Origin of the sequence: Nocardia sp. NPDC050630, assembly GCF_044457245.1 — a bacterium.
Classification (GTDB): domain Bacteria; phylum Actinomycetota; class Actinomycetes; order Mycobacteriales; family Mycobacteriaceae; genus Nocardia.
Window position 1 is genome coordinate 281,367 of sequence record NZ_JBITGN010000008.1, and the last position, 15,117, is coordinate 296,483.

Below are 15,117 nucleotides of genomic sequence, written 5' to 3' on the forward strand. Positions count from 1 at the left end.
GCCATTACGCTGGCGGTCGCAGGCGCCGCAGCAGTATCTTTCCCTGTTCGAATAGAGCGTCGAAGCGCGTCGACCCCGGTGGGTGCGGGTCGACGACATCGAGCACGCGGCCCAGGTTGGTCAACGCGAATTCCATATCGCGCAAGGCGCGGGGGCTGGTCGGATCGGTTTCGAGGACGTCATGGGCGATCGCGAGCGCCTCGCGGTAGACCTCGACGGCGCAGTCGTAGTCGTGCTCGCGTTCGGCGGCGTCCCCGATGGCCCAGAGAATCAGAGCGACATCGCGATGCAGTTGCAGATTTTGCGGATCGGCCGTGGCCAAGCGGCGGGCGATGGTCAGTGCCTCGGTGTTGTGACGAAACGCGAGGGCGAACGCGCCGGTCGCGGCGGCGACCCTGGCGAGCTGGTGATGGGAGATGCTCAGGTCGCGCTGCTTTTCGGTATTGGTCGGGTCGGCGGCGGCAAGCTGCTGCGCGAGGGTGAGGGATTGGGTGTAGTGGTGGTCGGCGGTCAGATAATCGCTGGTGTGGATGGCCAAGTCGCCGAGTTTGTCATGGGAAATGCTGAGGTCGCGCTGATTCCGGGCATTGCCCGGGTCGGTGTCGGCGAATCCGCGGTGGATGGCCAAGGCTTGGGTGTAGTGGTTGGCGGCCGTGGTGAGTTCGCCGAGTCGCAGTGCCACATCGCCGGCTCGGTTGAGCGCGATGGCCAGATCGCGTCGGTATTCGGCATTGCCAGGGTCCTTCTCGGCGAGTTCGCGGTGGATGGCGAGGGATTCGGTGAAGAAGGTGAACGCTTCCTCAGGGGTTTCGTAGAGCAATGAGGTGTCGCCGATCTGCTGCATGGCAATGGCGACGTCGCGGGTGATTTCGGTATCGCCCGGATCAGCCAGTGAGAGTTCGGTACTGATGCGCAGCTTTTCGAAATAGTGCCTGCTCGCGGTCTCGCCGTGCCCCGTGCGCATGGCGAGATCGCCGAGTTTGCCGTGTGCGATCGCCAGGCCGCGCCGGGATTCGGCGGCGTCGGGGCCGGATTCGATGAGGGCGCTGTGCAGGGTGAGCGATTCGGTGTAGAGGTACTGTGCGCCGTCGAGATCGGCGGTGAGTACGGCCAGGTCACCGAGTCGGGTGCAGGCATTGGCGAGGTCACGCCGCAGGTCGACGCGGGCGCGGTCGTTATCGGCGAGGGAGCGCCGGATGGCCAGCGCCTCGGTGTGGTGGGCAAGAGCAGCCGTCAGATCGCCGGTGCGCACGGCGATATCGCCGAGGCTCTCCAGTGCGCGGCTGAGGACCTGTTGCATATCGACGTTGTGCGGGTCGCTATTCGTCAGATGTCGTGCGGTGCGCAGGGATCGGCTGTAATGCTCGCGCGCCGTGCCGAGATCTCCGGCCGACATGGCGAGTTCGCCGAGGGTGTCCAGGCCGATGACCAGTGCGCGGCGGGCATCGGCGCTGCCCGCCGTCGATTGGACCCGCGCCCGCAGCACCTCGACCAGCGCGCATTGACGATCCATTGCGGCACGCAGGTTTCCGGTCCGGCGCAGTGCGCGTACCTCGCGCTCGCCGAGTTCGAGATAGCCGGAAGTGTCGGTCGGCAGGGTCGGCATGATCTCGCCGAGCAGGGCGGCAACCTGCAGTTGATCCAACTCGCGGCAGAAGGGAATGGCGAGTTCGGTGAGTTCGGCGTACCGGCCCGCGGCGAGTAGGTGTCCGCATGCCTCGCTGTAGTCGTCGAAATCCCGGAAACCAGCTGCGATTCGAGCCATCCGCATTGCATGGGCTCGGTTGTGACGGCAAATCCGATCAGTGCCCTGGTGGGTATCGAGAGCCTGAGCGACCCACGGGTGCACGAGGTATCGGTCATCGTCGGTGGTCACCAGCGTCAGCCTGAGCAACGTTTCGATGGCCGCCATCACCTCGCGGCGCTGGTCTCGTGTCGCGTCGGCCCCGAAGCGGGCATGGGAGATGTCCAGATCGCGCAACGGTGTCCGAGACAATGAAATCTGCAGCAGCAGTTCGCGTTCGGAAGTATCGAGCAGATCGAGCAGTGCGTCGACAAGGATGTCGCGAGTGCCGAGAACCACTGCGGTGTCGAGACTTTCGCTCAGCGTCCGGTCCTGGTCGAGATCGACTGCGTGCTCGCCGGCCAACCGGCGCAACCGCTCACCGACCGGACGTAATGTTCCGTCGCCACCACGCAATAGCGCGTCGACGAATTCGATGAGCCGCGGGTGCCCACCGATCGTCCGTGCGACCAGCCGCTGCTCCTCCGCCCGCAAACCGCTGATCTGTGGCAGCCGCAAGAACATTCGCTTCAACTCGGCAGGACTCAGCGGAGTTAGACCGACCTCGGTCAGACCACCGGGAACCGGATAGCGACAGGTGACCAGCAATCGCCCCGTCCTGGCAGACCGGCACAACAGCGAAAACTGCTCGGCGAAACCGGGATCCAGGAATTGCGCACCGCCGGGCCGAGTCAGATTCTGCTCGAAATCATCGAACAGCAATAACACTCGGCTACCCGCCAACAACCGGTGGACATGCTTCAGCGCCTGCTCGCCGCTATCGCGGGCGAGCGCATTGGATACCGGGCGCAATGCCGGGTCGTCTTCGATCGCCGCACGGACCGCGCGGCACAGCGCGGATGGATTCCATTGCCCCACATGCTCGGCGATATGCCAGCCGCGCTCGCGCATGCGTGCCGCTACGCGACCAGCCACGGCCGTCTTCCCGAGCCCTCCCATCCCGGTGATCACTACCGGTCGTCCACGCGTCGACTCGAGCATGCGGACGATATCGCGCACCGGCCCGCGCCGGCCGATCAGATATCCGACCGGCAACTCGCGCACCGTAGCACCGCTCGGTGCTTGCGTCCGGCGCCCGAGCGGCCGCGGTGGTGCCGTCGGATGCCACAGCGGTCGATCCGCGATACCGGTCAGTAGCGTCGGTACGAACCATTCGGGTGGAACCGCAGCGCCATCGGCGAGCCGCTGCCGCTCCAGGGCACAGCGCGCCTGCGCCAACGCGAAGGCAACCGACTCGGTCGGATGCGCGGAAAGCATGGCGTAGAACGATGTGGCCAACAGCGTGGCATACCGGTCCGAAACCCGCGTCTGCATGACCAGCACCCGCTCGACACCCCCGTTGATCAGCGTGCGCGCCAATCCGGCAGGCCCACCGTCGACACCGCCGCAACTGGACAAAACCACCAATGGCAGCGCCCGTTCCGAAGCACGCAGTGCGGCAATGAGGTCCGCGGCCTCGATCACGTCCGGATCGCCGTCCTCATCCTCCAATTCCAAATTCGTCGCCGACCCGTGCGCACTCAGATGCAGCACCTGGAACTCCTCGGCCCGCAGCGCCGCGGTGATCTGCTGCAGCGAAGCGACTTCCAGCATGCGCACGCCGCCGCCACCCCCGGTCGGCACCTTCGAGACCGCGTCGAGGATCGCCTGCATCTCCGCTTCCACATCCAATGCCGTATTGGCCGTGCGGGTCTCGGTCGGTGCGGCGACCGCGGCGAGGATCTTCAACGGTCCCGGTGCCAGTACCGGGGCGCGCTGCCCGGCACCCGAATGCCTGCGGGAGATGGCTACGGTCGGCCGAGTGGCCAGGGGCATATCGTCGGCGAGCACCAGCATCTCGTAGGGGAGCAGCATCGTATCGTCGTCGACATCGAAGACCACGTCGGCAGCCGAGCCGTCGACCAGCCGCGTCAGCTGCCGGATCGTGCGCGGTTCGAACAGTGCGTCACGCAGGGCGGTACCGATCTGAACGACCGTTCGACGCACCGTCTCCGGTTGACCACCTATCGCGTCCCACGCGCACGCCACCAGATCAGGCAGTGGCGCTACCCGTTCACCGATGGGCGCACCCGCCTCTAACACCGTGGTGCGTAGCGATTCGTCCGCATCGCGACGCACAATGACGCGAACCCGATTCATCGCCCACCCCTTACCGCTGGCGATGAGTCAAACGTACGCCGAAATGATCACTCGCAGGACAAGGTCCGCAACTGATCCAGATACACCCGGGTACGGGGATCGCCCGGATAGCGCTCGATGATTTCGCGCGCCGCTTCGCCCGCGATCCACATCAGCGACGGCAGTGACCTGCGCTTGCCCGTGAAGGCACGCATGCCCTCGTCCAGTGCGAGTTCCAGATCGCGATTGCGCACCGCGACGACCGCGAGGGTGAGGTGTGCCTCCGATACCCGCATGGGATTGCGTATCGTGCCGTCGGCGCGCGTCGAGTGGCGGATGACCTCGCGCGCATACGATTCCGCGAGCGAATCCTCACCCGCGACCCGGCAGCAGTCCATGGCATAGAAGTCGAACTTCTGCGGATCGACCACGAAATGGTTGTCCAGATTGGTCGGATGGTCGAGGCGCTCGAGAATAGCTCGCCCCTGATCCAGCGACGCCTCCACCTCACGCCGATCACCAAGGCGGGCCCAGGCCTTCGCACGTTGTGCGCACAACTGGACACCGACGCCGAGTTCGCCGCTGGTCGCCAACGCCGGATCGACCGCCTCGATCGCACCCCGATAGTTGCCCTGGGTCAGCGCGAACCAGGCCGCCATTTCCGCACTCCAGCCGGTGATCTCGGCGTTCTCGGCTTCCTGGCCGAGCGAATAGGCGGCGCGGCGAGTGGCTTCCGCGGTGGTGCGCCGACCGAGGTCGTAGTCCACGCAACCGACGAGCAGCGCAACCCAACCGGCCAGTACGAGAATTTCTCGATGCTGTGCCAGCGTCAGTCGGCCATCCAGCAGTGAAGTGATGCGGCGCAACCAGGATGTGCCCTCGGTATGCAGATCGTGCGGATCGGCGAACGGATATTCGCAGCACAGCCGCTCCGCGGTGATCCGGATGGCATCGAGCGTGGCCGTGGAAACATCGGACATCCGCAGCCTGCCAATGAATTCCAGGGTGTCCATCCCCGTCGCCGAGAGCAGCTCATCGTCGCGGTTCGGGCGATTTTTGGGGAAGAACGCGGCGGTCACCGTATCGAATGCGGCCGCGATGATCGGGGCATAGAAATCATCCGGACGCGACTCACCCGACTCCCAGCGTCGCCAATTACGCAGCAGGGTACTGTCCGTCGGCAGGTTGTGCGAAGACTTCGCGCGCATCACACGGACGGCGTCTGCTTGTGACCACCCCCGCGCATCACGTTCGGAGCGCATTCGGACAGCCCAGACGGGTCGATCGTCTCCAGCGGCCACGTCTGTAGTATCTCATCAGTTAACGCTCAGTGGCCCGGATAGGGCATACAGATGTCACTGGGTTGACACCTGCACTCGCAGTTTTGCGTCCGACATGATGGATATGGGCGCGGAAGATTTGCCACGCTCCGGATGTAAGGACATCTGCTCTTGCAAGTACGCAGTGCCCCTCGGCGACGGGGGTGATCCACATAAGAGAACAGCGATTATCCCCAATCCAACGGAGGTTCGGGTGGACGCGTTGATCTATGGATACTTGCGTGACGATCTGGCCGATGGCCACAGTGCAGAGCTGGAGGATGCGATGAGCAGCCTCGCACGCGAGGAAGGGCTCTGCTTCGCCGCAACATTCCATGAATCGACTTCCGGTGACGGCACGGCATTCGCCGAGCTGACCCAGGAGCTCAAGCGGGCGGACGCGCACCATGTGGTAGTGCCGTCACTCGATCACTTTGCCGGCCAGACGATTCCGCGAGACATTCTCCTCGCGAAGCTGGCCCAGGATGCGGCGGCGCAGGTGTGGACCATCGAGAGCTGCGCGCTTCCAGACGAGGCCCTTGACGAAGAAGCTGTGCACCAGGACTGATCTGCGCCGCAGGTTCGCCACCAGCCAGGTCGCGACCGCACCGGCCGCCAGGGATGCGAGCAGCGCCGCGACATGGTGTTGCCCGAATGGCGGATAGACCTGCCAGTGCAGCAGATACACGAATAACGAACTATCGGCCAGCAGCGCGGCGACCCCGGCGACCAGGGCGGGTACGCGAACCGCGGGCAGCCAGATCAACAGCAGCAGCCCGGACATCACCAGCCGCTCCCGATCGGGAACGCCGAAGTAGCCGGGCACCGAGATGAGCAGCACCGCGCTGACCAGCAGCCGCTGCCAGATCGCCGTAGCCTTCGCGGCCGCCCAACCGAGGGCGAAGAACCAGCAGGCCAGCGGTGAGAACGGCACATCCTTGGCCGGGTAGAGTCCGAACGACCAGACCCGGAAGACCATGGTGAGACCGACCAGCCCCATGGCGAACCAGAACGGCTCGCGCCGCTGCACAGTATCGATGAACGGCACCCGCACCAACAGCGCGGACACGACCATGAACAGTACGAGCACCTCGATGAACCACAGGTGCCCCGCGGTATCGCTGTCGCGCGGTCCGAGAAACTTATTGAGCAGCAACACGTTCTGCCAGCTGTAATAGTCGGTGAACAGCAGCGTGAGGGCCACCCAGGCCGCGGTCGGGATCGCGATGAGCGCCACCGTGTGCAGCGCGTGCCGCAATCTTTCGGCGCGCGGGGTCATGGTGACCGCGAAGCGGGCGAAGTTGAACCCGGCGACGCCGAGCAGGATATGCGCCGCGCCCCAGAGCACGAACATGCCGATGTGGGAGCCCGCGATCAGCACGATCCCGGCGGCGCGCAATACGGTCGGGGTGTCCACCGTGCGACCGAATGCCCTGTGGCCATCGGGAACTCGCTCGAGTTCGGCGACGGTCAGGTCCGGCCAGTTCGCGGGCAGTCGGCCGAGTGCGCGCTCGAGCCGGGTCGAGGTGGTGATGTAGGTCAGCGAATTGCCGCCGAGATCGACGAAGGTGCTGTCGGGTCGGATCCGGGCGGGATCGATGCCGAGGGCAATGGCATAGAGCGAGCGGATATCCCGTGGCGGCAGATCGGTTTCGGGCGCGGCGAGTCGGCGGATCGCTGGATAGTCGGGCTTGCCATTGGGCAGGCGCGGTATTTCGTCGACCGCGCACGCGCGAATGGCCGCGGCGGGCAGACCGGACAGTTCGGCGGCGGTCGCGGCGAGTGCTTGCGCGGGATATTCGGCAGCGACGATCAACTGGTCGTCGCTTTCGGTGCAGCAGGCCGTGAAGCCGGCAGCGGCCAAACCGGATTCGAGCCGCTGCAGGTCGATGCGTAGGCCGAAGATCTTGGCGAACCGGCTGCGCCTGCCGACTATCTGATACAGGCCCTCGGGTGTGCGCCGGGCCAGATCGCCGGTGCGCAGCGATTCGACCGTGCGGCCGAGCGTGAGATCGCTTGGGGCGTCGGCATAGCCGAGCATCACATTGGGCCCGTGATAGACCAGTTCCTCGTCGTCGGTATCCGGCACCGGCTCGAGGGTGAATCGGCCGCCGGGAATAGGCTTGCCGATGCAGTCGGGGTGTTGGGCGGCCAATTCCGGTGGCAGAAAAGCCATTCGCGCGGTGGCCTCGGTCTGGCCGTACATGACGACGAAGTCCCAGCCCGCCCGTTCGCCCCGCTCGGCGTAGTCGCGGACCCGCTCGGCCGCGAGGCGGCCGCCCGCCTGGGTGATGTAGCGCAGGCTCGGCAGTGTCATCTCGGCGAAGCCGATGCGCTCGAGCAGATCGATCGTGTACGGCACCGCCGCGAAAGATGTTGCGCCGTAGCGACGGAACTGGACCCAGAATTCGTCGTCGAGGACCGACCGGTCGGTGAGCAGCAGGCTCGCGCCGCGCAGCAGATGGCTGTGCACGACCGACAGCCCGTAGCAATAGAATATCGGCAGCGTTGTCGCGGCGCGATCATCGGCGTCGATGGCCAGATAGTCGGCAATCGCGTTCGCATTCGACAGCAGGTTGGCCGCGGACAATCGCACCAGCTTCGGGGAGCCGGTCGAACCCGAAGTGCTCAGCAGTAGCGCCAACTCCGGATGTAGACGATGTGCGGAGCGGGGCCGCCGAATATCGGGCGGACCCGCATCGATCACGACATCGGGATCGTAGGTACCCAGCAATTCACTGGTGATCTCCGCTGTGAGCAGAACCACACAGCCCGCGCTCAGCGCGCCCAGATACGCGACGAGCGAGTCGATATCGTTGCGCGCGGCGATCGCGACGAGACGCCGGTTCGCTCCGAGCTGCCGCGCGTACTCCTCGACACGTGCCGCCAGCTGCGCATAGGTGATCCGCTCCAAACCATCCGGCACCGATTCCGCTGCTGTGACGGCCGCCGATGGAGATCGAGAGCAGAGGACGGCGATCCGGTCGTCGAAATTGCGAAGGTGCGCGACGATCCGGTGAATAGTCACCCGGGAAGTCTAGATGGCAAGCCTTTCCGTACCCGCGTGTGGCCCCATGGCGAACTTCCGGTGAATTGTCCGACCTCGAACCGCAACGGCGCGAACCGATTACAGCCCGAAGCTGCCCGGACCCCGCCTGCGCAGGTACTTTTCGAATTCGGCCGCGATCGCGTCGCCATCGATCTTGGCCATCGCGTCGTTGAGATCGACGGCCGCGTCGCCGCGTTCCTCGAGCGAGCGCACATACTCGCTGATCTCGTCGTCACCGACGGTCATCTCATTGACAGCGGTCTCCCAGTCCTCGGCCTGTTTGGGCAGTTCGCCGAGGGGCACCTCGATATCGAGCACATCCTCGACGCGGTGCAGCAGCGCGATGGTCGCCTTCGGATTCGGCGGCTGGGAGACGTAATGCGGGACCGCCGCCCAGAACGAGACGGCGGGTACGCCCGCCTTGACGCACTGATCCTGCAGCACCCCGGTGATACCGGTCGGCCCCTCGTAGCGGGTCTGCTCCAAGCTGAACCGCTCGGCGGCTTCCTTGCTATAGGCAGAGCCGGTGACCGGCACCGGGCGGGTGTGCGGAGTATCGGCGAGCAGTGCGCCGAGTATGACGACGGTCTGCACGCCGAGTTGTTCGATGAACTCGAGCAGGTCCGCGCAGAAGCTGCGCCAGCGCATATTGGGTTCGATACCGCGCAGCAGCACCACATCGCGATCGCTGCCCGGCGGCGAGCAGACCGAGAGCATGGTGGAGGGCCACTGGATTTCCCTGGTTACGCCGTCGACCTGACGTACCGTCGGCCGATTGACCTGGTAGTCGTAGTAGTCCTCGGAGTCGAGTTCGGCCAGCGGCTCGGCATCCCAGATCAGTTCCAGATGCTCGACGGCACCGCTTGCCGCATCACCCGCGTCGTTCCAGCCTTCGAAGGCGGCGACCAGCACAGGTTCCCGCAATGTCGGCAGTTCCGGCTCGGGTGACACCGGAGATTCACTGGAGTTCACCCCGGTCAGCCTACGGCGTGTGAGGACGCGGCGTTGAATTTGTGCAGTCGGCGCGGCATCGTCGGTTCATCTGTCTGGGCAGGTGTGGCGCCCGACACCGATAGGGTGGTTCGGCCTGTCGTAGCGGCCCACTACGCTTGGTCGCATGTCTGCGTCCAGCTCAGCCGCCTTCGATACCACCCTTCTCGATACGCTCCGTCGGCGTGTCGTGATCGGCGACGGAGCGATGGGCACGATGTTGCAGGCGGCCGAACTGACCCTGGACGACTTCCGTGGTCTGGAGGGCTGCAACGAAATCCTCAACGACACCCGCCCGGATGTGCTGCGCAATATCCATCGCGCGTATTTCGAAGCCGGTGCCGATGCGGTCGAGACCAATACCTTCGGCTGCAATCTGCCGAACCTCGCCGACTACGGTATCGCCGACCGGATTCGCGATCTTTCCGAGCGCGGCACGCGGCTGGCGCGTGAGGTCGCCGACGAGATGGGCCCGAGCGCGGACGGCACCCCGCGGTATGTGCTGGGTTCGATGGGACCGGGCACCAAGCTGCCGACGCTGGGTCATGCTCCCTACACCGCGCTGCGCGATGCCTACACCGAGGCCGCCCTCGGCATGCTCGAGGCCGGTGCGGATGCCATCCTGATCGAGACTTGCCAGGACCTGTTGCAGGTCAAGGCCGCGGTGACCGGAAGTCAGCGCGCGATGGTCGAGCTGGGTAGGCGCATTCCGATCATCACCCACGTCACGGTGGAGACCACCGGCACCATGCTGGTCGGCAGTGAGATCGGCGCGGCGCTCACCGCGCTGGAGCCGCTCGGCATCGACATGATCGGCCTGAACTGCGCCACCGGCCCGGCCGAGATGAGCGAACATCTGCGCCACCTGTCCCGGCACGCGACGGTTCCGGTGTCGGTCATGCCGAATGCCGGTCTGCCGGTGCTCGGCGCGAACGGCGCGGAATACCCGCTGACTCCCGAGGAGCTGGCGATCGCATTGCGCGGCTTCGTATCCGAATTCGGGCTCGCACTGGTCGGCGGCTGCTGTGGTACGACGCCCGAGCATATTCGTCAGGTCACCGCCGCGGTACGCGAGGTGGAACCGACGCTGCCGCCGCTGGACGCACGCCGCGAACCGGTGCACGAGCCGAGTGTATCGAGCATGTACACCGCGGTGCCGTTCGAACAGGATGCCTCGGTCCTGATGATCGGCGAGCGCACGAATGCCAATGGTTCCAAGGCATTCCGCGATGCCATGCTGGCCGAGGACTGGCAGAAATGCCTCGATATCGCCAAGGATCAGACCCGCGACGGCGCGCATATGCTCGATCTGTGCGTCGACTACGTCGGACGCGACGGCACGACGGATATGGCGGCACTGGCGTCGCGGCTGGCGACCGCCTCGACCCTGCCGATCATGCTCGATTCCACCGAAACCCCGGTCCTGCAAGCGGGTTTGGAACATCTTGGTGGTCGCTGCGCGGTCAACTCGGTGAATTACGAGGACGGTGACGGTCCGGAATCCCGGTTCCAGCAGACAATGAAGCTGGTCGCCGAACACGGCGCCGCGGTGGTCGCGCTGACCATCGACGAGGAGGGCCAGGCCCGCACCGCCGAGAAGAAGGTGGAGATCGCCGAGCGGCTCATTGCCGATATCACCGGCAACTGGGGTCTGCGCGAAAGCGACATCATCATCGATACGCTGACCTTCACCCTCGGCACCGGCCAAGAGGAGTCACGGCGCGACGGCGCCGAAACCATCGAGGCCATCCGGCTGCTCAAGCAGAAGCATCCCGAGGTGCAGACCACCCTCGGTCTGTCGAATATCTCCTTCGGCCTCAATCCCGCCGCACGCCAGGTGCTGAATTCGGTATTCATGCACGAATGCGTCCAGGCCGGTCTGGATTCGGCGATTGTGCACGCCTCCAAGATCCTGCCGATCGCCCGCATTCCCGAGGAACAGCGCGAGACCGCGCTGGATCTGGTCTACGACCGACGCCGCGACGATTACGACCCGCTGCAGAAGCTCATGTCGCTGTTCGAGGGGGTGTCGGCCTCTTCGTCGCGGGCCTCGCGCGCGGAGGAATTGGCGGCGCTGCCGCTGTTCGAGCGGCTGGAACGCCGGATCGTCGACGGTGAGAAGGCCGGGATGGAGGCCGATCTCGATGCCGCAATGACCGAGGTGCCGCCGCTGCAAATCATCAACGAAACGCTGCTGTCGGGCATGAAGACGGTCGGTGAGCTGTTCGGCTCCGGCCAGATGCAGTTGCCGTTCGTGCTCCAGTCGGCCGAGGTCATGAAGGCGGCGGTCGCCTACCTCGAGCCGCATATGGAGGCCACCGACGACAGCGGTAAGGGGCGCATCGTGCTGGCCACCGTCAAGGGCGACGTGCACGATATCGGCAAGAATCTGGTCGACATCATCCTGTCCAATAACGGCTACGAGGTGGTCAACCTCGGCATCAAACAGCCGATCGCGACCATTCTCGACGCCGCCGTCGACAAGAAGGCCGATGTGATCGGCATGTCCGGTCTGCTGGTGAAGTCGACCGTGGTGATGAAGGAGAATCTCGAGGAGCTCAACGCCAAGGGCGTCGCCGACCAGTTCCCGGTGCTGCTCGGCGGTGCGGCGCTCACCCGCGCCTACGTCGAGAACGATCTCACCGAGGTCTACCACGGCGATGTGCACTACGCCCGCGACGCCTTCGAGGGCCTGCGGCTGATGGACGACATCATGACCCGCAAGCGCGGCGGCGGCCTCGATCCGGACAGCCCGGAGGCGATCGCCGAACGCGAGAAGGCGGCCGAGCGCAAGGCGCGGCACGAGCGCTCCAAGCGAATCGCCGAACAGCGCAAGGCGGTCGAGGTGCCGATCGAGGTGCCGGAGCGCTCCGATGTGGCCGCTGATCTGCCGGTCGCGGTGCCACCGTTCTGGGGCACCCGGGTGGTGAAAGGCGTTTCGCTGCACGAGTATTCGGGACTGCTCGATGAGCGTGCGCTATTCCTTGGTCAGTGGGGTCTGCGCGGTCAGCGCGGCGGTGAGGGCCCGAGCTACGAGGAGTTGGTGGAGACCGAGGGGCGGCCGCGACTGCGGTACTGGCTTGATCGGCTTTCCACCGAAGGCGTGCTACAGCATGCGGCCCTGGTCTATGGGTACTTTCCCGCGGTCTCCGAAGGCGATGACGTGATCGTGCTGACCCAGCCCGATCCGGAGGCGCCGCAACGGTACCGGTTCACCTTCCCGCGCCAGCAGCGCGACCGGTTCCTGTGCATCGCCGACTTCATTCGCTCGCGCGAACGCGCACGCGAAACCGGTCAGGTCGATGTGCTGCCGTTCCAGCTGGTCACCATGGGCCAGCCGATCGCCGATTTCGCCAACGAGCTATTCGCGGCCGACAACTATCGCGACTACCTCGAGGTGCACGGCATCGGCGTCCAGCTCACCGAGGCGCTTGCCGAATACTGGCATCGTCGGGTCCGCGAAGAGTTGGTGCTGGAAGGACATTCGATCGCCGATTCCGACCCCTCGGATGTGCAGGAGTACTTCAAACTCGGCTACCGCGGTGCGCGCTACTCCTTCGGTTACGGCGCCTGCCCGGAGCTGGAGGACCGCGCGAAACTGGTCGATCTGCTCGAGGCCGACCGCATCGGCGTCGTACTGTCCGAGGAGCTGCAGCTGCATCCGGAACAGTCGACCGATGCGTTCGTGCTGCTGCATCCGGAGGCCAAGTACTTCAACGCCTGAGGGCCGACTAGTCTGTTTCCGAGCGGGATTCGTCATCCGCCCGGTCCGGGCGTTGTGATTCTCACCGCATCGGAATCGGTTCGATCGGTGCGTTTCCGCCTCCGGTGCGGGCCTTGATTACCTCGTGATATGTGGGATCAATTGCTATCGAGACGACACGAGGGTTTGCGACGCGCGGGTGTATCCGTTCGGCTGCGCGCCTCTGACCTGCGCCATCGCGTTCGGGTTCGGGCGACAGTGGATGGATGTCGGTCAAGTGTGACAAAGTCTGAACTGTTGCAACTGCATCCGAGGCAGTCGGCGGATGCGAGCGTCCTTCGGCAATTCGGGTGCAAAGGACTTCGGCGCGTAGCATTTTCGAAGATTTCCGCTTACGCGCGGAGTGCGGAATTGGCTCGGCGGTAAAGCAGGAGGGGCACAACACCATGACGGCGGACCGGTTGATCGCTGGACGGTATCGGCTGACGGATCCGATCGGCACCGGCGCCATGGGCGTGGTGTGGCGGGCGACCGACGTCCGGCTGCGCCGCACCGTCGCGGTGAAGCAGCTGCTGCTCGCGCCCGGTTTGTCCCGGTCACAGGCCATGGAGGCCAAACTGCGGGCCATGCGGGAGGGCCGCATCGCGGCGCGACTGCACCATCCCAACGCGATCACCGTCTTCGATGTCGCCGAGGAAGACGGCCAGCCGTGGCTGGTCATGGAATACATGAACGCGCCGAGTCTGGCCGCGAAACTGGCGGGCAAGCGTACCCTCGCACCGACCGAGGTGGCACGCATCGGCGCCCAGGCCGCGGGCGCGCTGGCCGCCGCACACGATGCGGGCATCATGCATCGGGACGTGAAACCGGCGAATCTGCTCGTCGGGGACGACGGCACAGTGAAGATCACCGATTTCGGCATCTCCCGCGCTGTGGGCGATGTGACGGTCACCGCGACCGGATTCCTGGCGGGCACCCCGGCCTATCTCGCGCCGGAGGTGGCGCGTGGCGAGAATCCGGAACCGGCCTCGGATGTCTTCGCGCTCGGTTCCACGCTGTATGCGGCGGTCGAGGGCAGTCCGCCCTTCGGTGAGGGCGATAACGCGCTCGCGGTCCTGCACGCCGCGGCGCGGGCACAGATCCCACCACCACGGCGCGCCGGAGAACTCGGTCCGGTGTTGATGCGGCTGCTGGCCGCCTCGATCGATGGCCGCCCGAATATGCGCGAGGCCAAGGAGGCGCTGGAAGCCGTTGCGGCGGGCCGGACGCCGGCGCTGGTGAGCACACCCACGGTGACCAAGGTGATGCCCGCGCCCGGCGCGGATGCGACCACGGTTCTGAACAACTCGGCTCCCGCGGCAGAAGACGCGACGCAGGTCGTCCCACTCGCGGGGCCCGCCGCTCCGCCCGTCACGGTCGCGCCGCCGCCCGCACCACCCAAGTCCGGCGGCACCCTGCCCGGCGGTGGCGGCGATGGCGAGCAGAGTCGTGGCCGTCTGATCGCGGTGGCCGCGGCCGCCGCGGTCGCGGTACTCGTGCTGGTCGCGATTGTCGTGTCGTCGCTGAACCACGACGACAAGGGCGGTTCGGCGGTCGGGTCGACGACACCCACATCCGCGCCAACCAACTCGGCGACCGGTCCGGAGTCGTCGATCGCCATCCAACCCGGTCAGCCGGAGCAGCAGGCGCCTGCGACCACAGCCGCGCCGACCACCCAGCCCAGCACCACGGTGCCGCCGACGTCTGCCAAGCCGTCGACCACCGCACCGCCGACCAGCACCACTGCCCCGGTCGGTCCGGCCACTGCGGATCGGATCTCGCAATTCATCTACGGCTACTACGGGATGCTGCCGGGCAATGTGCAAGGGGGCTGGTCCGAGCTGTCGCCGTCATACCAGGCTCAGACCGGTGGCTTCGGCTCCTACTCGCAGTTCTGGTCCACCGTTCGTTCGGTGAGCGTGGGTGGCGTCACACCGAACGGCGAGAACCGGGCGGTCGTTTCGCTTACCTATAACCTGAAGAACGGTTCGACCTCCTCGGAGAATCGGTGGATCCAGGTCACGTCGGACAACGGGCGATTGCTGATCGTCGCTTCGGGCGTTTAGGAAAGAGAGACGAATCGCGACGTGAGCGA

General features: G+C 65.6%; 6 protein-coding genes. 2 read left to right on the plus strand and 4 right to left on the minus strand.

Annotated elements, in window-relative coordinates:
- Positions 1-4: 4 nt before the first annotated feature.
- The 4 genes from ACIBG0_RS22420 to ACIBG0_RS22435 all read right to left on the minus strand — a co-directional run bounded on the left by ACIBG0_RS22420 (position 5) and on the right by ACIBG0_RS22435 (position 9,271).
- Positions 5-3,943 carry a CHAT domain-containing protein gene (locus tag ACIBG0_RS22420; protein ID WP_397034888.1) on the minus strand — a complete coding sequence of 1,313 codons (3,939 nt, stop codon included), beginning with the start codon at positions 3,941-3,943 and terminating at the stop codon, positions 5-7.
- Positions 3,944-3,990: 47 nt separating this feature from the next.
- Positions 3,991-5,130 (minus strand): XRE family transcriptional regulator, encoded by a 1,140-nt coding sequence (locus tag ACIBG0_RS22425; protein ID WP_397034889.1) that lies wholly within the window; start codon positions 5,128-5,130, stop codon positions 3,991-3,993.
- Between the two features lie 532 nt (positions 5,131-5,662).
- Complete coding sequence (locus ACIBG0_RS22430; protein ID WP_397034890.1) at positions 5,663-8,269, minus strand: AMP-binding protein; 2,607 nt, start codon at positions 8,267-8,269, stop codon at positions 5,663-5,665.
- Positions 8,270-8,368: 99 nt separating this feature from the next.
- On the minus strand, positions 8,369-9,271 hold the full coding sequence (locus ACIBG0_RS22435) for a PAC2 family protein (RefSeq protein ID WP_387293241.1): 903 nt from the start codon (positions 9,269-9,271) through the stop codon (positions 8,369-8,371).
- 136 nt (positions 9,272-9,407) lie between these two features.
- On the opposite strand from ACIBG0_RS22435, the gene metH reads away from it, so the two are divergent.
- Both metH and ACIBG0_RS22445 read left to right on the plus strand, forming a co-directional pair.
- Positions 9,408-13,004, plus strand: a complete 3,597-nt coding sequence (metH, locus tag ACIBG0_RS22440) for a methionine synthase (RefSeq protein ID WP_397034891.1) — start codon at positions 9,408-9,410, stop codon at positions 13,002-13,004.
- A gap of 425 nt (positions 13,005-13,429) precedes the next feature.
- Positions 13,430-15,088: a serine/threonine-protein kinase gene (locus ACIBG0_RS22445; RefSeq protein ID WP_397034892.1), complete on the plus strand. Its 1,659-nt coding sequence runs from the start codon at positions 13,430-13,432 to the stop codon at positions 15,086-15,088.
- Positions 15,089-15,117: the final 29 nt, after the last annotated feature.